This is a genomic window from Burkholderia sp. AW49-1, assembly GCF_053427845.1.
On sequence record NZ_JBSAXF010000020.1, the window covers coordinates 22,230 to 43,504 of the forward strand.

The window sequence follows — 21,275 nt, forward strand, 5'->3', positions numbered from 1 at the left end:
AACGCGCGGTTCAGGTTCCGCCCTGGCGGTGCGCGTCCTCGCTCAGGAATCGATGGACGAAGGTCACGGCCATCGCCCCCTCGCCGACCGCCGACGCCACCCGCTTGACCGAACCCGACCGGACGTCGCCCGCCGCGAACGAACCCGGTACGCTCGTTTCCAGAAAGTACGGCCGGCGCTCGAGCGGCCACACGCGCTGGAATGCCGGACAGTCGTAAAGATCGCTGCCGGTGACCAGATAGCCGCCCTTGTTGCGGATGATGTTCGTATCCCGTGCCCATTCGGTGTTCGGCGCACCGCCGATGCAGACGAACAGGTGCGTGGCCGGCAGCACTTCACGCGCGCCGTCTTCCGTGCGCAGCACGATCGCCTCGAGCCGATCGTCGCCCTGCAGCGCGTCGACGGTCGTGCCGTAGCGGACGGTCACGTTCGGCATGCGCTCGATCCGGTCGATCAGATAGCGCGACAGCGTCGCCGCGAGCGACGCACCGCGGACGATCATCGTGACTTCGCGTGCGTGCCGTGCGAAGTTCATTACGGCCTGGCCGGCCGAATTTCCGCCGCCGACGACGAACACGTGCTTGCCCTCGCACATCGACGCTTCGCTCGATCCCGCGCCGTAGAACAGGCCTGCGTTGAGAAACCGCTGTTCGTCGGGCAAACCGAGGCTGCGGTATTCGATGCCGGTCGCACAGATATTCGCGCGCGCGGTCAGGATCGAGCCGTCGGCCAGGTCGACGCGAATCTTGCCGTCGACGAACGTCGCATGCACGCCCTCGCGCATCATCAGCAGCTCGACGCCGAACTTGACCGCCTGCTGGCGCGCACGCTCGGTCAGTTCGGCGCCCGGTATGCCGTCCGGGAAGCCCATGTAGTTCTCGATCAGCGAACTGGTCCCCGCCTGTCCGCCGACCGCATCGCGCTCGATCACGACGGCCCGCAGCCCTTCCGACGCCGCATAGACAGCGGCCGACAAGCCCGCCGGGCCGGCGCCGTAGATCGACACGTCGTACTCGACGAAGCGCGGCCGGGCGACCCAGCCGAGCTTGGCGGCGATCTCCGGCAGCGTCGGCTGGTAGAGGCGCGTGCCGTCCGGAAAGACGACGGCCGGCAGCCGGATGTCGCGCAGCGGCGCGATGCCCAGCTCGCGCATGCAGTCGGTGTCGGACGTCAGTTCGCACCACGCGTACTCGACCACGCCGCGCTTCAGGAAGTCGCGAATTGCATAGGCCTCCTTGCTGTTCGGCAAACCGATGACCTTGACCTGCTGAGACTGCAACATGAGACCCTCCCGGTGACCGCGTTGCCGCATTTCGTGTCGGCCGCACTTGCGACTGTACGTCGTCATCGCCTTCGCGCCGCCGCGCTTCATAAGAATTAAGGTCCGCTCGCACCGCGACCGTCCACAATGAAGCCTGTCCACCTCCGCTCGCAGCTTCGCGCCGGCCGCGCTGCGAGCGCTCTGCGGCGCCGGCATCGGAGCGAAAGATGGCCACGACCTGCACTCACCTCGCCGAAGCACGCGTGCTGAATACCGACAAGGACTACTGCGAGGAATGCGTGAAGTCCGGCAGCCGGTGGGTGCATCTGCGCCTGTGCCTGAGCTGCGGGCAAGTCGGTTGTTGCGACTCTTCGCCGAATCGGCATGCGAGCCGGCATTTCCACGAAACCGGCCACCCGCTCGCCCGTTCGATCGAGCCAGGCGAGCGCTGGGTGTGGTGCTACGCCGACGACGTCATGGCCGGCGAGATCGCGTCGTAGCGCATCGCGCGCCGGCATCCGGCACCCTTTTCGACCGCGGGTAAACACCGCTCGATCGCGGCTTTGTCCTGCCGATCTTTTCCACTAGAATTTATCGAACGATAACTTATCGCCCGATAAACACGAGGTGTCCCATGCCTGTATCCAGACTCGCGCACTACTCGATCCGCACGCTCGATCTCGAAAAATCGTGCCGGTTCTATGAACGCGTGCTCGGCTTCAAACGCGGCTATCGCCCGCCGTTCGACTTTCCGGGCGCGTGGCTCTACAAGGGCGGCGACGAAGCCGACTACGGAATCGTTCACATCATCGGCGTCGATCCGGCCAACCCGGACGGGCTCGCGGCCTATCTCGGCGACAAGGCGCTGCCGGCCACCGGCACGGGCACCGTGGATCACATCGCGCTCCTCGCGACCGGCGTCGAGGCGACGTGGCACACGCTGCGCGCCGAGAACATCCCGTGGCGCGACCGCACGGTGCCGAGCCTCGGGCTGCACCAGGTCTTCATCGAGGATCCGTCCGGCGTGACGATCGAACTCAACTTCCCTGCCGCCGAGGTCGAGGGCCTGGCGCTTCCCGACGCGGCCGCAGCGGCCCGCGCATCCATCGGAGACTGACATGAACGACGTCACTTCAACCCACCGCAAGGCCGTCATCGTCGGCGGCTCGCTGGGCGGCCTGTTCGCCGCGAACCTCCTGCTGCGCAACGGCTGGGACGTGGACGTGTACGAGCGGGTGCCCGAGGCGCTGTCGGGCCGCGGCGCCGGCATCGTCACGCATCCGGAACTGTTCGACGTGATGCGCGCCGCGGGCGTGCGCATCGACGAATCGATCGGCGTCAAGGTCGAGTCGCGCATCACGCTGTCGCAGGACGGCGCCGTGGCGTCGGCGCGCCGGCTGCCGCAGACGCTCACCGCGTGGAGCAAGATGTATCACGTGCTGCGCGCGGCGTTGCCCGATCAGCACTATCACCCGGGCGCCGTCGTGACCGACGTGTCGGACGGCCCGGCGCACGCTTCCGTCACGCTCTCCGACGGCTCGGTCGTGCACGCCGACCTCGTCGTCGCGGCCGACGGGTTCCGCTCCGCGATTCGCGAACGGCTCGTGCCGGACGCGCGGCTTCAATACGCGGGCTACGTCGCGTGGCGCGGGCTGGTCGACGAAGCCGCGCTGTCGGACGCGACCCACACGACCCTGTTCGACAAGTTCGCATTCGGCCTGCCGCCGCACGAACAGATCCTCGGCTATCCGGTCGCCGGCCAGGGCAACAGCACGCTGCCCGGCGAGCGCCGCTACAACTTCGTCTGGTATCGCGCGACGAGCGAGGACACCGACCTTCCGAACCTGCTGACCGACGAGACCGGCAAGCTGTGGGCGGGCGGCATTCCGCCGACGCTGATCCGGCGCGACGTCCTCGCCGATCTCGAGGACGCGGCCCACGCGCTGCTCGCGCCGCAGTTCGCGGAAGTCGTGTCGCGCGCGACGCAGCCGCTGTTCCAGCCGATCTACGACCTCGAAGTGCCACGCATGGCGTTCGGCCGGATCGCGCTGCTCGGCGATGCCGCGTTCGTCGCTCGGCCGCATTGCGGAATGGGCGTCACGAAGGCCGCCTGCGATGCGCTCGCGCTCGTCGCGTCACTCGCCACGCGCGCCGACACGCTCGACGCATTGAACGAATACAGCGAAACGCGCACGGCGTTCGGCGTCGCGATCGTGCAGCACGCGCGCCATCTCGGCGCCTACATGCAGGCGCAACTGAAAAACGACACCGAGCGCGAAATGGCCGACCGCTATCGAACGCCGGAAGTCGTGATGCGGGAAACCGCCGTGCCGCCGCACGTCTGAGCCCGGCAACGGCGGGCAGCGCGCACGACACGCGCGACGCCCGCACCGCCGCCACGACATTCGATCCATCGAGGAGACACCGTGAACCACACGCTTCCGGTCGCCGCCGGCACCGCACCCGATCCGGACTCGCCGGCGCAGGCCCCGCATCCGCTGCTGCGCGATGCCCGTTTTCGCACGCTCGTCAGGCGCAGAAGGCTGCTCGCCTGGTCGCTGACGCTCTTCATGCTCGCCCTCTATTTCGCGTTCATCCTGACGCTGGCGTTTTCGCCGACGCTGCTCGGCCAGCCGATCGTGCCGGGCCGCCCGACGCCGTGGGGCATCCCGGTCGGCTTCGGCATGTTCGTCGTCACGTTCGCGCTGGTCGCGCTGTACGTGTTCCAGGCCAATTCGGTCCACGACGCGCTCGTCGCGTCCATTCGCGACGGAGATGCGCAATGAAACGCCTGCTCCTCGCATCGATCGCCGCCGTCGGCACGGCGCCGGCGTTCGCGGCCAGCCCCGCGGTGCTCGCGCACGGGCACAACCCGGTCGCGATCGGCATGTTCCTGCTGTTCGTCGCGTCGACGCTCGTCATCACGCGCTGGGCCGCGCGCAAGAATCACAGCGTGGCCGATCACTACGCGGCAGGCGGCCGGATCACCGCGCTCCAGAACGGCTGGGCGATCGCCGGCGACTACATGTCGGCGGCGTCGCTGCTCGGCATCTCCGCGCTGGTGTTCACGAGCGGCTACGACGGCCTGATCTATTCGGTCGGCTTTCTCGCGAGCTGGCCGATCATCCTGTTCCTGATCGCCGAGCCGCTGCGCAATCTCGGCAAGTACACGCTCGCCGACGTCGTGTCCTATCGCCTGCGGCAACGGCCGATCCGCGCATTCGCGGCGTCGAGCTCGATCGTCATCGTGCTGCTGTATCTGGTGTCGCAGATGGTCGGCGCGGGCAAGCTGGTCGAGCTGCTGTTCGGTCTCGACTACACGATCGCGGTGCTGGTCGTCGGCGTGCTGATGGTCGTCTACGTATTCTTCGGCGGGATGCTCGCGACTACCTGGATCCAGATCGTCAAGGCCGTGCTGCTGCTCGCCGGCGCGGCGTTCATGGCGTTCATGGTGCTAGGCCGTTTCGGCTTCAGTCTCGACGCACTGTTCGCGCAGGCCGTGAGCGTGCATCCGAAGCATGCGGCGATCCTGCGTCCGGGCGGCCTGGTCTCCGATCCGGTCTCGGCCGTGTCGCTCGGCCTCGCGCTGATCTTCGGCACGGCGGGTCTGCCGCACATCCTGATGCGCTTCTTCACGGTCGGCGACGTCAAGGCGGCCCGCAAGAGCATCCTGCATGCGACCGGCATCGTCGGCATCGGCTACATGCTGATCGTCATCATCGGCTTCGGCACCATCGCGCTGGTCGCGCCGGACCGGCAGTACCACGATGCGTCCGGCGCCGTCACGGGCGGCGCCAACATGGTAGCGATCCACCTCGCGCATGCGGTCGGCGGCAACGTGTTCCTCGGCTTCATCTGCGCGGTCGCGTTCTCGACCATCCTGGCCGTGGTCGCCGGACTCACGCTCGCGGGCTCGTCGGCGATCTCGCACGACCTCTACGCGAACGTGCTGCGCCGCGGGCGCGCGTCCGACCGCGAGGAAATGCGCGTGGCGCGCGCGACGACCGTGGTGCTCGGCGTGCTCGCGATCCTGCTCGGCATCGCGTTCGAAAAGCAGAACATCGCGTTCATCGTCAGCCTCACGTTCTCGATCGCGGCGAGCTCGAACTTTCCGGTGCTGCTGCTCTCGATTTACTGGCGCGGGCTGACGACGCGCGGCGCGGTACTGGGCGGCCTGCTCGGGCTCGCCACCGCCGTCACGCTCACGGTGCTGAGCCCGACCGTGTGGGTGACGGTGCTCGGTCACGCGCATGCGGTCTATCCGTACGAATACCCGGCACTGTTCTCGATGGCGGCGGCGTTCGCCGGCGTCGTCCTGTTCTCCGTCACCGATCGCTCGGCCCGTGCGCGGCACGAGCGCGCGCAGTTCGACACCCAGCTCGTCGCGTGCGAAACGGGCATCACGCAACGCGGCCGAGCCGCACGATTCGAGGAGTCGATATCCGCATGAGAGACGCCACGTTGACCTGCACCTGCTGCCCGTCGCCGGCCCGGCGACGCCTGCTCGGCACGTTTGCCGCACTCGCCGGCACGGCCGTGGCCGGCCGTTCGGCATCGGCCGCCGAAACCGCGAACGCCCCGGCCGCATCGACCGTCCCGTCGCTGCCGAGGCCGCGTGCGATCGACGTCCACGCGCACTACTACCCCGAAAGCTTTTGCGATCTGGTCGGCGGCGAGGGCAAGCGCTTCGGCGGGTCGTTCACGTGCGACGACGCATCGTTCACGTTCCGGACGCCCGCCGGCGGCCTCGGGCCACTGCCGATGAAGTTCATCGACGTCGACGCACGGCTCGAAGACATGGATGCGTCCGGCGTCGACGTTCAGGCGCTGTCGCTCAGCGTGCCGATGGCGTATTGGGGCGACCGGCCGTTCAATGCGAAGCTCGCGCGCGACTGGAATTCGGCCGCGTCGCGCGTCTACCAGCGGCATCCGGCACGATTCGTCGTACTCGCGACGCTGCCGATGCTGAACGCGACCGACGCGATCGACGAACTCGAACGCGCCGCGCAGCTGCCCGGCGTGCGCGGCGTGTACATGGGCACCAACATCGACAACCGCGATCTCGACGATCCGTTGTTCGCGCCGGTCTTCGCGCGCATCGCGGAACTGAACCTGCCCGTGTTTCTGCATCCGCAGCAAACGGTCGGCGGCGCGCGGCTCGGCGATTTCTACCTGAGCAACCTGCTCGGCAATCCGTTCGATACGGCGATCGCGGCCGCGCACCTGATCCTCGGCGGCGTGCTCGATCGCCACCCGGACCTGCACTTCACGTTGCCGCATGCGGGCGGTGCGTTGCCGATCGTCGCGGGACGCCTCGATGCGGGCTGGACCGTGCGCCCCGAAACGCGCCGGCTCGCGCAGAAGCCGAGCAGCTATCTGCGGCGCTTCAGCTACGACACGGTGTCTCATTCCGGGCCCGTTCTGGACTTCCTGATCGCGAACGTCGGCGTCGATCGGCTCGTGCTCGGCAGCGACTACTGCTTCGACATGGGCTACGAACAACCGGTCCGCTTTCTCGATCGCGTCGACCTGACGGCGGAACAGCGTTCGATGATACTCGGCGGCAACGCGGGCAAGCTGCTGCGGATCTAGCGCGCGCAGATCACGGACGGATGACGATCGACGATCGCGCCCGCACCCCGAAACCCGCCCGTGGCCTGCGTTCAGAACGTTTCAGCGCGGTTTCAGGTAACGGCGCCGCCCGCCGCGTAGACTGCCCCCATCATCCGCCGCACGGGCCACGGCCCGCGCGCAATCCCACCTTCTGGAACGACGACATGAACTCCGCCGCGAATCGCCATCGCCGGCCCGGCTCGTCATGGCCGAACCGGTCGGCCATGCGCCATCGCCATCCGTCGGCCCCGGCCGCAACCTCCGTTGCCGGCACACGCCGGCACGCCTGTCACGGCAAGCGGATCCGCGCCGCATCGTGCGAGCCGCGCGACCGGCGCCCTTTCCATTGCCTCGCCAATTGCACGACGCTGAATGAACCGGCTCGCCGGGAGCGCGCATGAAGCACAAACGTCTCTGGTTCGGCGCGGCAGGTGTCGCGGTCGTCGGCCTCGCGGTCGCGATCGGCATCATGTACCGGCCGTCGATCGCGCCGATCGATCCGCCCGCGCGCGCGTCGTTCGATCCGCAGCTCATTCGCGCAGGCGCGCGCGTCGTCGCGCTCGGCGACTGCGTCGTCTGTCACACCGCGAAGGACGGCAAGCCGTTCGCCGGCGGCCTGCCGCTCGCGACGCCGTTCGGCACGATCTACGCGACCAACATCACGCCGGATGCCGACACGGGCATCGGCCGCTGGTCGCAGGCGGCATTCGCGCGCGCGCTGCGCAGCGGCATCGCCCGCGACGGCCATCCGCTGTACCCGGCCTTTCCGTACATCCATTTCACGCGAATGTCCGATCAGGACATCGCGGCCGCATACGCGTATCTGATGACGCGCGAGCCGGTCCAGACGAAGACGCCGGCGAACGACCTGATCTTCCCGCTCAACTTCCGGCCGCTGGTCGCGTTCTGGAACGTGCTGTTCCTGCGCGAGGGTGCATACCAGCCCGACCCGTCGCAATCCGCGCAATGGAATCGCGGCAAGGCGCTCGTCGACGGCCTCGGGCACTGCGCGTCGTGCCATTCGCCGCTCAATGCGATCGGCGGCGAACAGGCCGGCAAGGCGTTCGACGGCGGCATCGTCGACGGCTGGGAAGCGCCGCCGCTCAACACGCTCGGTCACGCGGTCCGGCCGTGGACGCAGGCGCAACTGGTCACGTACCTGCGCACCGGCCGCGCGAGCGAGCATGTCGCGGCCGCCGGACCGATGCTGCCGGTCACGCGCGATCTCGCGACGGTGCCGGTGGAGGACGTCGAGGCGATCGCCGCGTACATCCTGTCCATCCAGAAGCCGGCCCCCGCCCGTCCGGCAACGGCCGGCGCGGGACACGGCCCGACGACGCCCGCCGGACAGCGCGGCGCGGTGCTGTTCCAGGCGTCGTGCGCGCAGTGCCATGGGCCGGCGTCGCCGATGCAGTCGATCGGCGAGCGGCCGACGCTCGCGTTCAGCACGGCGATCGCCGCCGACACGCCGCGCAACGCGATCCAGATGATGTTCAACGGTATCGGCTGGCACGGCGAGGACACGCTGAACTACATGCCGTCCTATATCGACCAGTACGACGACGGGCAGATCGCGGATCTCGCCGCCTATCTCCGCGAAACATATTCCGATCGCGCCGCATGGACCGGCGTCGACACCCTCGCCGCGAAGCTCAGAAAGGAGGACCGCGCGCAATGATCGCCCTCACCGTGAATGGCGTGCGACACACGCTCGACATCGATCCCTCGACGCCGCTCCTGTACGCGCTGCGCAACGACCTGCACCTGCACGGCGCGAAGTTCGGCTGCGGCCTCGGGCAATGCGGCGCGTGCACCGTGATCGTCGACGACAAGCCGATGTTCTCGTGCCTGATCCCGGTCGCCGCGCTCGGCGAGCGTCGCGTCAGGACCCTGGAAAGCCTCGGCACCGCCGAGCATCCCGGCAAGTTGCAGCAGGCGTTCATCGATCATCAGGCGGCGCAGTGCGGTTATTGCATCGCGGGCATGATCATGCGCGCGCAGGCGCTGCTCGAACGCAACCCGAAGCCGACCGAACACGAGCTGCGCGCCCACATGGAACCGAACCTGTGCCGTTGCGGCACCCACATGCGAATCCTGGCGGCCGTACGCCAGGTCGCGGGGATGCCCGAGCCGGAACCGTCCGCCGCGCCCGTCATGATCAACAAGGAAATCTGATGAACGCACCCGACGACATCGACGAAGGCCGCCGGCACTTCATGGTTTCCGGCGCGCTCTTCGTCGCGTTCACCCTCGCGCCCGCCGCGCGCGCTCTCGCCGAGGTCGTGATCGCGGACGAAGGCGCCGCCGTCCACGTCGCCAAGGCCACCGAAACGCTGGCCGGCAGCCTGAAGACCAACCCGCTGCTGGACGCGTGGATCAAGATCGCGCCCGACGGCAAGGTCACCGTGTTTACCGGCAAGGTCGAGCTCGGCACCGGCGTGCGCACCGCCTTGCTGCAGGTGGCCGCCGAGGAGCTGAACATGAAGCCCTCGCTGATCACGTTCCTGACCGCCGACACCGGCGCGTCGCCCGACGAAGGCCTGACGGCCGGCAGCCACACGATGGCGGACAGCGGCTCCGCGCTGCTGAACGCCGCCGCGCAGGTGCGCGGTCTGCTGGTCGACGGCGCGGCGAAGCAGTTCGGCGTCGATCCGCGCACGCTGACCGTCGCCGACGCCGTCATCAAGGCGCCGGACGGCCGCACGATGCGCTACACCGACGCGGTGCGCACCGTCGACCTGCACCGCAACGCCACGCCGACGTCGCCGCTGAAGCCGCCGGCCACGTTCGCCGTGATCGGCACGTCGCTGCCGCGCGTGGACATTCCGAACAAGGTCACGGGCGGCGTCAGCTACGTGCAGGACATGACGCTGCCCGGCATGCTGCATGCGCGGGTCGTGATGCCGCCGGTGTACGACGCGAAACTGCTGTCGTTCGACGAAGCCGCGATCCTGAAAATGCCGGGCGTCGTGCGGATCGTGCGCAACGGCAGCATGCTCGCCGTCGTCGCCCAGGGCGAATGGCAGGCGGTGGTCGCGCAGCGCGCGCTGGCCGCCGGTTGTCACTGGTCCGGCGGCCGGGCGCTGCCCGACCGCGAGACGGTCCACGCGGACCTGAAGCGGATCGCGCCCCAACGCATCGAGATCGCCAGCACGCATGCGCCGAGCGCGCCGGCGACGAAGACGCTCTCCGCCACGTTCTTGAAGAACTATCTGCTGCACGGCTCGATCGGGCCATCGTGTTCGGTCGCCCATCTCGAGAACGGCACGCTGACCGTGTGGACCCACTCGCAAGGCGTTTATCCGCTGCGCGACGCGCTCGCGGAAATGCTGTCGATGCCGAAGGCGAACGTGCGCTGCATCCATACCGAGGGCTCCGGCTGCTACGGGCACAACGGCGCGGACGACGCGGCCGCGCATGCGGCGCTGATCGCGGCCGCGATGCCCGGCAAGCCGATCCGCGTGCAGTGGATGCGCGAGCAGGAACATACGTGGGACCACTTCACGCCGGCGATGGTCACCGAGCTCAGCGCATCGCTCGATGCGGGTGGCCGCATTGTCGACTGGAACTACGCGCTGTGGAGCAGTTCGCACAACGAGCGCATCGTCAACGCCGGCCGGCTTCTGCCCGCCCGCATGCTCGAGCCGCCGTTCGTATCCGCGCCGTCGACGCCGATGCTGCAGCCCGAGGGCGGCGGCGATCGCAATGCGATCCCGCTGTACGCGCTGCCGAACATGCACATCGTCAACAACTTCTCGCCGACGATGCCGCTGCAGACTTCCGCGATGCGCTCGCTCGGCGCGCACACGAACGTCTGGGCCATCGAGAGCTTCATGGACGAGCTGGCGCACGCCGCCGGCGTCGATCCGGTCGAATTCCGCCTGCGCCACATGGAGGATCACCGCGCGCGCCAGGTGATCCAGCTCGCCGCGACCAAATTCGGCTGGCCGCGGCCGCCGCGTGCACGCAATCGCGGCGTCGGCTTCGCGTTCGGCAAATACAAGAACCTGATGGGCTACGTCGCGATCGCGGTCGAGGTCACGGTCGTGCCGGAGACGGGCCACGTGACGCTCGACCGCGCGGAAGTCGCCGTCGACGCCGGCCAGATCGTGTCGCCCGACGGCATCCGCAACCAGATCGAGGGCGGCATCGTGCAGGCCGCGAGCTGGACGCTGTACGAGGCATTGAAATACGATACACAGCGCATTCGCAGTTTCGACTGGAGCAGCTATCCGATCCTGCGTTTCCCGGCCGCGCCACAAAGCGTGAAGGTGCACCTGATCAATCGCCCCGGCGCGCCGTTTCTCGGCGCGGCCGAGGCGTCGATGGGGCCGACCGCCGGCGCGCTGGCCAACGCGATCTTCGACGCGACCGGGCAGCGCATGCGCGAAATGCCGTTCGCCGGCGATTCGCTCAGGAAACGCATCGACGCATAGCCGCGGATCACAACCGATCGCGCCGGCACGCACCGGCGCCGACAATCGACAGGCTGGAGATTTCTGAACGATGGATACCTTGCTTTCGATGCGCGTGTTCACGCGCATCGTCGAGACGGGCAGCTTCACGCGCGCGTCGGACACGACCGGACTCACGACGCCGCGCGTGTCCGCGCTGCTGAGCACGCTCGAACAGCATCTCGGTTGCCGGCTGCTGAACCGCACGACGCGCCGCATCTCGCTGACCGAGGACGGGCAGGCCTATTACGAACGCTGCGTCGGCGTGCTGCGCGAGATCGACGACATGGAAGCGGCCGTCTCGCAGGCGCGCAACGTGCCGCGCGGCCGCCTGAAGGTGAACCTGCCGCCGGCCATGGCGAAGCAGATCATGGTGCCCGCGCTGCCGGAGTTTCTCGCCGCCAATCCGGGCATCTCGGTCGAACTCGGCGTAACCGACCGGCAGATCGACCTGATCGGCGAAGGCGTCGATTGCGTCGTGCGCATCGGCGCGCTCGACGATTCGGGCATGGTCGCGAAACGGATCGGCAGCCTCACCACCTGCACCTGCGCGGCCCCCGCCTATCTCGAACGATGCGGCGCCCCCGAAACGGTGGACGACCTAGCGCAGCACATCGCGGTCAGCCACATCTCGGCCGATACGGGCCGGCCGCGTCCGTGGGATTTCGTCGTCGACGGCGAACCGCGCATCGTGCAGATGTGCGGCACGGTCGCGGTGAACGACGCCGACACCTACATCGAATGCGGCCTCGCGGGGATTGGCCTGATCAAGACGTCGCTGTACCTGGTCGAGCCGTACCTGAAATCGGGGCGTCTGCGCGAGGTGCTGACCGATTTCAACCCGCCGTCCCGGCCGATCTCGATCCTGTATCCGCCCAACCGGCATACGCCGGTCAAGCTCAAGCTCTTCGTCGACTGGCTCGCGGGCCTGTTCGCCGAGATTCCGACGCTGCAGGGCAAGCGCGGCTGACAGCGACACCCTCGTCGCGCGCCGCATGAATCAAATGATTTAAAGCGGCGTTTCAGGACAATTCAGTCCGCGCGATCCAGACTGGTTTCATGGGCTTCGCGAGCCGCGATATCCGCGCCGGAGGCCCGCCGCTTCACGCTCGTGCCGACGCTGCCGCACGGCGCCCGCGAATGATTCCCCGCGCGATCCGCCCCCTTTGCGCGCCACGCAATGCTCGATTGCGCAGCGGGCGTATTCCCTTGTTATCGATCGATCAATAATCTTGACGGCAATGCGGCGGCTGTCGTTTCGCCGCATCGGCAATCGCACCGCCCGCCCGAAGAACGGGCTCCCGACATCTCTTTCAAGGAGTCGATCATGTCAGCAGAATCCACCCCGCTCGCGGCCCACGGGCACGCGACCAAGCTCACGCAGGGCCTCATCCTGCTGTTCGCGTTCAGTTGCGGCGCGATCGTCGCGAACCTGTACTACGCGCAGCCGATCACCGAACTCATCGCACCCAGCCTGCACATGTCCGGCGAAACCGCGAGCCTCATCGTGTCGCTGACGCAGATCGGCTACGCGTTCGGCCTGTTCTTCATCGTGCCGCTCGGCGACTTGCTCGAGAACCGCAAGCTGATGATCACGACCGCCGTCGTGTCGATCGCGAGCCTCGCGGCCGCGGCGATGGTACATACGCCCGGGCCGTTCCTCGCGATCTCGCTGCTGATCGGCTTCAGCTCGGTCGCCGTGCAGATCCTCGTGCCGCTCGCCGCGCACCTGGCGCCCGATCATTCGCGCGGCCGCGTGGTCGGCACGATCATGAGCGGGCTGCTGCTCGGCATCCTGCTCGCGCGTCCGCTGTCGAGCGTGGTGGCCGACGCGTTCGGCTGGCGCTTCGTGTTCGCGGCCGCCGCCGTGCTGATGACGCTCGTGACGGCCGTGCTCGCGTTGACGATCCCGTCGCGCCAGCCCGATCATCGCGCGACCTATTTCGAACTGATCGGCTCGCTGCTGCATCTCGTGCGCACGATGCCGGTGCTGCGCCATCGCGCGTTCTACCAGGGCCTGATGTTCGCGTCGTTCAGCCTGTTCTGGACCGCCGTGCCGGTCGAGCTCACGCGTCACTACGGCCTGTCGCAATCGGCCATCGGCCTGTTCGCACTGGTCGGCGCGATCGGCGCGACGTCGGCGCCCGTCGCCGGCCGCCTCGCGGATGCCGGCCACACGGTGCGGGCCACGCTGATCGCACTGTTCGCAGGCGCCTTGTCGTATGCGGTTGCGCTGGTCCACGGCGCCGGGCTGTACGGCCTCGTCGTCACCGGCATCGTGCTCGACTTCGCGGTGCAGATGAACATGGTGCTCGGCCAGCGCGAGATCTATGCGCTGCATGCGGCGAGCCGCAACCGCCTGAACGCGCTGTACATGACGAGCATCTTCGTCGGCGGCGCCATCGGCTCCGCGCTCGCCAGCCCGCTGTACGAGCATGGCGGCTGGCCGCTCGTCGCCGCCGTCGCCGGCGTGTTCCCGATCGTCGCGCTCGCCCACTACCTCGTGATCGGGCGGCCGCACGCGGAACGCCACGCACAGGCCTGAACCGGCGCCGGCACCGGTTCACGCGCGAATGCCGCTCGGGCCTCTCGCGCAACGGAACGCTGCCGGCACGTCATCTCCGACTTCCCGCAGGGCCAGCCGCCGCACCGGCCGCAGCCGGATGATTCGCGGCGGCGCCCTGCCCCACGCACAAGGAATCCATCATGTCTACCCTGCTCAGCCACTACGATCTGCGCGGCCTGCCGCTTCCCAACCGTATCGTGATGGGGCCGATGACGCGTTCGCGCGCGCCGTCGCGCGGCCAGCCGACCGCGCTCATGGCCGAGTACTACGCCCAGCGCGCGTCCGCCGGCCTGATCGTCACCGAAGCGACCAACGTCAGCCCGGCCTCCGCGGCGTTCGAACTCACGCCGGGGCTCGTCACCGACGAGCAGGCGGCCGGCTGGAAGCAGGTCACCGACGCGGTCCATGCCAACGGCGGTCGCATCTTCGCGCAGCTGTGGCACGGCGGCCGGGTCAGTTCGCTGACGCTGCTCGGCGGCGCGGCGCCGCTGTCGCCGTCCGGCGTCAACGACGATCTCGAACAGTTGCAGGTGTGGGCGCAGTTGCAGAACGGCTACTACACGAAGATTCATGCGACGCCGTCGCGCGCGATGACGACCGACGAGGTCGCCGCGACGGTCGAGGAATTCCGCCAGGCGGCGCTTCGTGCGAAGGCGGCCGGCTTCGACGGCGTCGAGATTCACGCGGCCAACGGCTACCTGCCGCACCAGTTCCTGTCGTCGACGCTGAACCGCCGCGACGACCGCTACGGCGGCTCGCTCGCGAACCGCGCGCGCTTCCTCGAGGAAATCGTCGACGCCGTCGGCGGCGTGCTGCCGCTCGATCGCGTGGGCGTGCGCATCTCGCCGTACGCGAAGTACAACAACGTGCGCGACGCGGATCCGGATGCGACCTACGCCTACGTCGGGCGCATGCTCGACGAAGCCGGCGTGGCCTACGTGCACGCGGCGGACACCAACGGCTGGAGCGGCGAGCCCGACCTGCCGCGCATCGTCGCCAACACGCGCGACGCGTACCGCGGCACGCTGATCGTCAACGGCGGCATCGCGCCGGACGCCGCGAATGCGCTGATCGACGCGGGCGATGCCGATCTCGTCGCGTTCGCGCGCGCATACATCGCGAACCCCGACCTCGTCGAGCGGATCGCGGCTAATGCGCCGCTCGCCGCGCCGAAGACGGTCGGCTGGTATGGCGGCGACCGCGCGGGATACGTCGACTACGCGCGTCACGACGCGGCGGGCCTGACCGCCTGACCGTCCGCGCACGGCGCCGGCGGCAGCTCCCGCTGCCGCCGCGACCGGCCAGATCATCAGGATGACGAATAATGCGCTCAGGCGTCCTGCCAGCGCGAACCGAGCACACGGCCGCAGAAATTCGGCCGGAGAAAATCCGGATCGGCCCGATCGAGCACATCCGCGCTCCACGTGCCGAAGGTCGACGCCGGCCGGTGCGCGACACCGCGCGCGAGCGCGTCGAGGAACGCATCGCCGAACCCTTCGCCGCGCGGGTAGGCGGCGAGCAGCGCGCGGCGCTCGTCCGCCGAATACGCGTCGAAGCCGGTCGCCATCAGGTCGGTCGACACGGCGGACGCCAGCGCACGCGCGAGCGGCGACGCGCGCGCGGCCACGCCGGGCGTCGTATGCAGCGCGATCGCGCACCACACGTCGTCGCACAGGTGCTGCGACGTGTGGTGCCGCAGCAGGAACGCCCGCGCGGCATCGGCGCTGTCGATCTCGTAGCGTTCGGTCGAGCGGGAGTAGGCCGGGCTCAAGCCCATGTTCGCGTACATCGCGGCCACGTACAGCGCATCGGCATCGAGCGTTTCGCCGGCACGGCGGGCGACCAGCGACGCGAGGACGAACACCCGGCATGCATGATCGACGATCACGCGCGGCAGCGACGCGCATGCGGCCTCGACGGCTTCGATCGTCATCGGCGTCCGGGGAATGCGAACGCCGGCAACGTCGTCGGCGGCCGGTGCACACGTGTGCGCAGCACTCATCTCGTCTCCTTCTGCCCGTTGCCGGGTCACAAAATTATCCATTCGCCGCGCGCCACGCACCGGCACCGCCATCCCGCCCGTCGACTCATGCCGTCCTAAAAGGCAGCGCCGCGGCAGATCAATCCTTCGCACTGCTCGACGACCTCCCGCGCGGCCGCCTGCAGGCGCTGCGCGAAACGGCCCGCATGACCGCGCATGACGCGCGCATCCGGGTTGCCGTCGGCCGCCGCGCGCCTCGGCATCGAGGCCGTCCAGCCACGCCGCGCGAATCCGCCGAACTCGACCACCGGCGACCACGCGGGGCTGACCGGCAGCGGCGGCGGCGCCAGCGTTTCGAACTCGTCGCCGGCGTGCACGACCTTGCCGTCGACGACCGTCAGCACCGACGACAGCGACGTGATCCGCGACTCGTCGATCGTGAAATAGTCGTCCGTCAGCACGGCGAAATCCGCATACTGGCCTGGCACCAGCGCGCCCTTGCGATCGTCTTCGTTCGAGAACCACGCACTGCCCACCGTGTAGCGGCGCAGCGCCTCCATGCGGCTGAGCCGGTTGCATTCGGGATAAAGCGCCGTTCCGCCGACGGTGCGCCCGGACACCATCCAGTACAGCGACACGAACGGGTTGTAGCTCGCGATGCGCGTCGCATCGGTGCCCGCACCGACTGGCAGCCCGGCTGCGAGCATCGCGCGGATCGGCGGCGTGCGCGCGGCCGCCTGCGCGCCGTAGCGCGCGATGAAGTACTCGCCCTGGAACGCCATCCGGTGCTGGATCGTCACGCCGCCGCCCAGTGCGGCGATGCGCGCGATGTTCGCATCCGAGATCGTCTCGCAGTGGTCGAGGAACCAGCGCAGTCCGTCGAACGGCGCCTCGCGGTGCACGGCTTCGAGCACGTTCAGGAAACGGCCGATCGATTCGTCGTACGTCGCGTGCAATCGGAACGGCCAGCGGTGCCGCACCAGCAGCCGCACCACGGCGGCCAGTTCGGCCTCGAGCGCGTCCGGCAGATCGGGGCGCGGCTCGAGAAAATTGCCGAAATCTGCCGCGGAATACACGAGCAGTTCACCCGCGCCGTTCATGCGCAGGAACGCGTCGCCGTCGCCGGGTTTCGCCAGCGTCATCCATTGCGCGTAGTCCTCGACCTCGCCCCCGGCATGCTGCACGAACAGGCTGTACGCGATGCGCACCGTCATTTCGCCGCGCTTCGCGAGCGCCATGATCGCACCATAGTCGTCCGGATAGGACTGGAAATCGCCGCCGGCATCGATCGCGCTCGTCACGCCGAGGCGATTCAGTTCGCGCATGAACTGCCGCATCGAATTCATCTGCTCGTCGTGGTCCAGCTTCGGGCCGCGCTCGAGCGCCGCGTGCAGCATGCCCATGTCCGGGCGCGCGATCAGCATGCCGGTCGGCCTGCCGAGGCGATCGCGCTGGATCTCGCCGCCGGGCGGGTCGCCCGTGTCGCGGCCGTAGCCGATCGCGCGCAGCGCGGCCGCGTTCAGCAGCGCGCTGTCGCCGAGGTGCAGGATGAAGACCGGCGTGTCGGGCGCGATCGCGTTGAGCTCGGCCACCGTCGGCCCGCGCTTTTCCGCGAACTGGAATTCGGTCCAGCCGCCGACCACGCGCACCCAGTGTGGCGCCGGCGTGCGCAGCACCTGGCGACGCAGCATGCGGAGCGCGTCGGCCAGCGTCGGCACGCCATCCCAGCGCAGTTCCAGGTTGAAGTTCAGGCCGCCGCGAATCGCGTGCAGGTGCGAATCGTTCAGCCCCGGGATCACGGTGCGGCCGTTCAGGTCGATGCGCAGCGTGCCGTCGCGCGCATGACGCATCACGTCGCGCCCGCTGCCGGTTGCGAGGATCCGGCCGTCCTTTACCGCGAGCGCGGTCACGAACGACTGCCGCTCGTCCTGCGTCGCGATCTTGCCGTTGTACACGATGAGGTCCGCCACTTCGGCGAATGCCGTCGTCTCCAGCACCGTCAGCCCCCCCCGTTCGCGCCGAAAGCCGGCATGCGACCGCACTCGGCATGCATCCGGTTTGACGATCCACCGACCATCCCTTCCTCCTTGAACATTGAACGATCGGCCCGCGCGCCGTCACGCCGCCGACTGCATCGCATCCGCCGCCTCGCGTCGCGCGCGCGTCGGGCCGGTCGATACGTTGGTCTCCTGGCGAACGAAGTTCTGCAGGCGCGCCAGGCGCCGGACGTCGAACGCGCGCGACTGCGGGTCGATCTGCCCCGACAGGTCGGCCACCAGCGACGATGCCTGCGCGATGCGCCCGCGCTCGATCAGGTGATCGGCCAGGTCCAGCGTGCCGCGCAGCGCCCACATCGCGGCGCCTTGCGCGTTCGCTGCCTGGATCGCCGTCAACAGGTGATGCTGCCCGTCCGCTTCGCACGCGGCCGCGCGATCCGGGTCGGCGGCGCGGGCCTGTTCGAGCGTCGCCAGCCCGCGCGCGCGCAGCAGTTCGGGTACGAACAGATGCTCGCCCTGCGCGCGGCAGCGCGCGAGCGTCGCATCGAGCTTCGTGCATGCGTCGGCCGCGCGGCCGGTGCGCGTCAGCGCTTCCGCGTAGGCGACGACCAGCGGCGCGAGCAGCCGTCGGAACCCGCTCGCTTCGATGCGCCGAAGCGCGGGTTCGAGCCGCGCGAGGCCGGTGCCCGGATGGCCTGACTGCATGTCGAACCGCCCGGCGAGACATTCGGCATGGTTGCGCCAGATGTCGAACCCGTTCGCGTCGGCGGTCGCGCGCAGCGTCGCGAGATAGTCCGAGATGGCGTCGTGATCGCCGTAGCGCAACGCAATCGGCACGGCCGTGGCACCGAGCACGACGCACAACGCCAGCCCCGAGCCGCTGCGGCGCGCGCATTCGACCGCCTGCGCCGACAGCCGCATCGCGTAATCCGGATCGCCCTGCATCCAGACGAGCCGCGTCAGCATCGTCCGGCCGAGCGTCGCCACGTCGATGCCCAGCGCGGCTTCGGCGCACGGCGGTTCACCGACGTCGGCCAGCTCGGCGGTCGCTGCCTCGAGCCGCTCGCGCGCCTGCGCATGCTCGCCGAAGTAATGCAGCGAGGTCGCGACCATCGCACTCGCCAGCAGCCGCTGCGACGGGTCGCCCCGCCGCTGCGCGGCCCGCTCGAAGCGCGTCGCATAGCGCAGCGATTCATGAATGTCGGAGCGCGTCAGCATGGTGTTCCACAGCCCGACCAGCGCGCGCGCGTCGAACGCCTCGTCGTCGATCCGGCCCGCGAGGGCGAGCGTCCTGTCCCACATCGCGGCGGCCGTGTGCGTATCGCCGTCGGTATGCAGCAGTGCAGCCGCATAGGCCGCGCGCAGACGCATCTCGCGCGCGGCGTCGACGGCCCCCGGTGCGCCGGCGTCGAGTGCGTCGAGTGCCCGTCGCGCGGGTATCGAACATTCGCGCATGCGCGCCGGCTCGAGCAACGCCTGCGCCAGCCCGTCGATTTCCGCGGCCTGTGGGCCGGCCGCCGCGCGTTCGCGAAGCAGCGCCACGTCCGCTTCGGGGCGCAGTCCTGCGGCGTGCGCGGGCTGTGCCTGGGCCGCCAGTATTGGCGCTTCCGCATGCTCGTGTTCGTAACGCGCATGACGTGCGGCGACCGCGTCGAATTCGCCTTCGTTGTGCAGTTTCTCGAGCGCGTATGCGCGGGTCGATTCGGTCAGCCGGTAGCGCGCCTGCGCGCCGTTGAACTCGACGGCGACCAGCGACTTCGCAACCAGCTCGCCGAGCAGCGCGACCATCTCGGCAGCCGGCATGCCCGGGTCCATCGCGACGTCGCGCGCGGCATCGAACGTGAACGGACCGATGAAGCAGGCCATGCGGCGAAACAGCGACCGGGCGGCCGCATCCAGCAGCACGTAGCTCCAGTCGAACGTGGCACGCAGCGTCTGGTGGCGCGGCAAGGCCGACCGCAGCCCGCCCGTCAGCAGGTTCAGCCTGTCGTCGAGACGCGCCGCGACGACCTCGAGCCCGAGCGTCGCGACGCGCGCGGCCGCGAGTTCGATGGCGAGCGGCAACCCGTCGAGGCGCCGGCAGATATCGCCGATCAACCTGAGGCCAGCCGCATCGACCACGCAATCGGGTGTGGCGGCGCGAATCCGCGCCAGAAACAGCTCGACGGCGGAATGGCGCACGATCTCGTCGGCGGATGCGCGCCCGTCCGGCACCGCCAGCGGGCTCACGCGAAACACGGCTTCGACCGAAATATGAAGCGGCTCGCGACTCGTAACGAGCACGCGCAGCGCCGCGCTGTGCGTCGTCAGCGTTTCGACGAGGTCGGCCACCAGATCGACGACGTGCTCCGCGTTGTCGAGCACGAGCAGGCCACGCGACGCGGCGAATGCATCGCCGATCCGCTCGACGGCGGGCACGCCGGCCGCGTCGAGCCCGAGTTCGGTGGCAATCGCGCGCAGCACGTCGTCGCGCGTCGTCGCACACGCCAGTTCGACGAACAGCACGCGTTCGCCCGAGCGCGCGCGCAATTCATGCGCGACGCGCGCGGCGAGGCTCGTCTTGCCGATGCCGCCCGCGCCGACGAGCGTGACGACCGGCACCCGTTCGAGCATGTCGACGATCTGCCCGATCTCGGTTTGACGCCCGACGAGCGGCACCGGATGGGAGGTTGCTTCGGTATCGTGCGCCACCTCGGGCGCGTGCGGCGCCACGGTGTGCGCGACCGGCGGATGCGCGATCAGCAGGTAGCCTCGCCCCGGCACGGTCTTGATCAGGTCGCGGTTCGGGCCCAGCGCCTTGCGCAGCGTCGCGACGTGCACCTGCAGCCGGTTCTCCTCGACGATCAGGCCCGGCCATACCGCGTCCATGATGTCGTCCTTCGACACGAGGGATCCGTTCGCGCGATGCAGTACTTCCAGTATGTCGAGCGCGCGCGCGCCAATCCGCAGCGACGCGCCGTGATGGCGAATGTCGCGCTGCTCGAAGTCCACCGACAAATTCCCGATCTGGATCATGGCCGCCTCCAGGTTCCCCACGATGACCGCCATGTGAACGCACGGTTCACCGGGGCGGAAGCCCGCACCGGGCCTGCGCGGCACGCGGGGCACGAAATGTCAAAAAGTGGGCCGAGTCTAAACGCCGCATAAAGAAAAATCTTGAATGAAAATGCACTGGCGCCCGCCGCGACGGCACGCGGCGAACAGCCGGGCGGCGCGAACCCGAATGGGGCAGTATCATTCGGCCCGCTGTCTCCGCGGGCCGTTCGGGCGCCGGCGAAATCGTTCGCGCGCTGGCACAATGAGCCGGCCCGGCCGACGCATTTTTCATCAGCAAGCGGACATTTATTCAAGTTACAGTGGGCCTGTCGGGCGCGCCGTATAAACTGCGCGCAAGAATGCTCGC

Annotated in this window: 17 protein-coding genes; 13 read left to right on the forward strand and 4 right to left on the reverse strand. The window is 68.9% G+C overall.

Translation table 11 applies throughout. The features are described from left to right. Positions 1–10: 10 nt before the first annotated feature. The gene (locus tag ACV22W_RS24810) at positions 11–1,282 is read right to left on the reverse strand and encodes an NAD(P)/FAD-dependent oxidoreductase (RefSeq protein WP_448022268.1); all 1,272 of its coding nucleotides are present in this window, start codon (positions 1,280–1,282) and stop codon (positions 11–13) included. 206 nt (positions 1,283–1,488) lie between these two features. Between ACV22W_RS24810 and ACV22W_RS24815 the strand changes: the two genes are divergently transcribed. The 13 genes from ACV22W_RS24815 (at position 1,489) to ACV22W_RS24875 (ending at position 15,147) form a co-directional block, all read left to right on the forward strand. Next, entirely contained in the window at positions 1,489–1,761 is a 273-nt protein-coding gene (locus ACV22W_RS24815; RefSeq protein WP_448022269.1) for a ubiquitin carboxyl-terminal hydrolase 14, read from the forward strand. Positions 1,762–1,895: 134 nt separating this feature from the next. Beyond that, positions 1,896–2,378, forward strand: coding sequence for a VOC family protein (locus ACV22W_RS24820; protein ID WP_448022270.1), 483 nt, complete (start codon positions 1,896–1,898; stop codon positions 2,376–2,378). Between the two features lies 1 nt (position 2,379). Continuing rightward, positions 2,380–3,606, forward strand: a complete 1,227-nt coding sequence (locus ACV22W_RS24825) for an FAD binding domain-containing protein (protein ID WP_448022271.1) — start codon at positions 2,380–2,382, stop codon at positions 3,604–3,606. 81 nt (positions 3,607–3,687) lie between these two features. Beyond that, a complete protein-coding gene (locus ACV22W_RS24830; RefSeq protein ID WP_448022272.1) occupies positions 3,688–4,047 on the forward strand; it encodes a DUF485 domain-containing protein in 360 nt (119 codons plus the stop codon). Then, entirely contained in the window at positions 4,044–5,711 is a 1,668-nt protein-coding gene (gene actP / locus ACV22W_RS24835) for a cation/acetate symporter ActP (RefSeq protein ID WP_448022273.1), read from the forward strand. The genes ACV22W_RS24830 and actP overlap by 4 nt, the downstream gene beginning before the upstream one ends. After that, on the forward strand, positions 5,708–6,853 hold the full coding sequence (locus ACV22W_RS24840) for an amidohydrolase family protein (RefSeq protein WP_448022274.1): 1,146 nt from the start codon (positions 5,708–5,710) through the stop codon (positions 6,851–6,853). The genes actP and ACV22W_RS24840 overlap by 4 nt, the downstream gene beginning before the upstream one ends. 20 nt (positions 6,854–6,873) lie before the next feature. After that, on the forward strand, positions 6,874–7,275 hold the full coding sequence (locus ACV22W_RS24845; RefSeq protein ID WP_448022275.1) for a hypothetical protein: 402 nt from the start codon (positions 6,874–6,876) through the stop codon (positions 7,273–7,275). Beyond that, positions 7,272–8,552 carry a c-type cytochrome gene (locus tag ACV22W_RS24850; RefSeq protein ID WP_448022276.1) on the forward strand — a complete coding sequence of 427 codons (1,281 nt, stop codon included), beginning with the start codon at positions 7,272–7,274 and terminating at the stop codon, positions 8,550–8,552. The genes ACV22W_RS24845 and ACV22W_RS24850 overlap by 4 nt, the downstream gene beginning before the upstream one ends. Beyond that, the gene (locus tag ACV22W_RS24855) at positions 8,549–9,049 is read left to right on the forward strand and encodes a (2Fe-2S)-binding protein (RefSeq protein WP_448022277.1); all 501 of its coding nucleotides are present in this window, start codon (positions 8,549–8,551) and stop codon (positions 9,047–9,049) included. Before ACV22W_RS24850 ends, ACV22W_RS24855 begins: the two co-directional genes overlap by 4 nt. Next, the gene (locus tag ACV22W_RS24860) at positions 9,049–11,310 is read left to right on the forward strand and encodes a molybdopterin cofactor-binding domain-containing protein (protein WP_448022278.1); all 2,262 of its coding nucleotides are present in this window, start codon (positions 9,049–9,051) and stop codon (positions 11,308–11,310) included. Before ACV22W_RS24855 ends, ACV22W_RS24860 begins: the two co-directional genes overlap by 1 nt. Positions 11,311–11,380: 70 nt before the next feature. Continuing rightward, entirely contained in the window at positions 11,381–12,298 is a 918-nt protein-coding gene (locus tag ACV22W_RS24865) for a LysR family transcriptional regulator (RefSeq protein ID WP_448022279.1), read from the forward strand. 357 nt (positions 12,299–12,655) lie between these two features. Beyond that, positions 12,656–13,873: an MFS transporter gene (locus tag ACV22W_RS24870; protein WP_448022280.1), complete on the forward strand. Its 1,218-nt coding sequence runs from the start codon at positions 12,656–12,658 to the stop codon at positions 13,871–13,873. 161 nt (positions 13,874–14,034) lie between these two features. Continuing rightward, positions 14,035–15,147, forward strand: a complete 1,113-nt coding sequence (locus ACV22W_RS24875) for an alkene reductase (RefSeq protein WP_448022281.1) — start codon at positions 14,035–14,037, stop codon at positions 15,145–15,147. A 77-nt stretch (positions 15,148–15,224) separates the two neighbouring features. On the opposite strand, the gene ACV22W_RS24880 is transcribed toward ACV22W_RS24875, so the two are convergent. The 3 genes from ACV22W_RS24880 to ACV22W_RS24890 all read right to left on the reverse strand — a co-directional run bounded on the left by ACV22W_RS24880 (position 15,225) and on the right by ACV22W_RS24890 (position 20,887). Continuing rightward, a complete protein-coding gene (locus ACV22W_RS24880) occupies positions 15,225–15,896 on the reverse strand; it encodes a phosphohydrolase (protein WP_448022282.1) in 672 nt (223 codons plus the stop codon). 95 nt (positions 15,897–15,991) lie between these two features. Next, positions 15,992–17,872, reverse strand: coding sequence for an amidohydrolase (locus ACV22W_RS24885; protein ID WP_448022327.1), 1,881 nt, complete (start codon positions 17,870–17,872; stop codon positions 15,992–15,994). A 120-nt stretch (positions 17,873–17,992) separates the two neighbouring features. Continuing rightward, positions 17,993–20,887: an ATP-binding protein gene (locus tag ACV22W_RS24890; protein ID WP_448022283.1), complete on the reverse strand. Its 2,895-nt coding sequence runs from the start codon at positions 20,885–20,887 to the stop codon at positions 17,993–17,995. Positions 20,888–21,275: the final 388 nt, after the last annotated feature.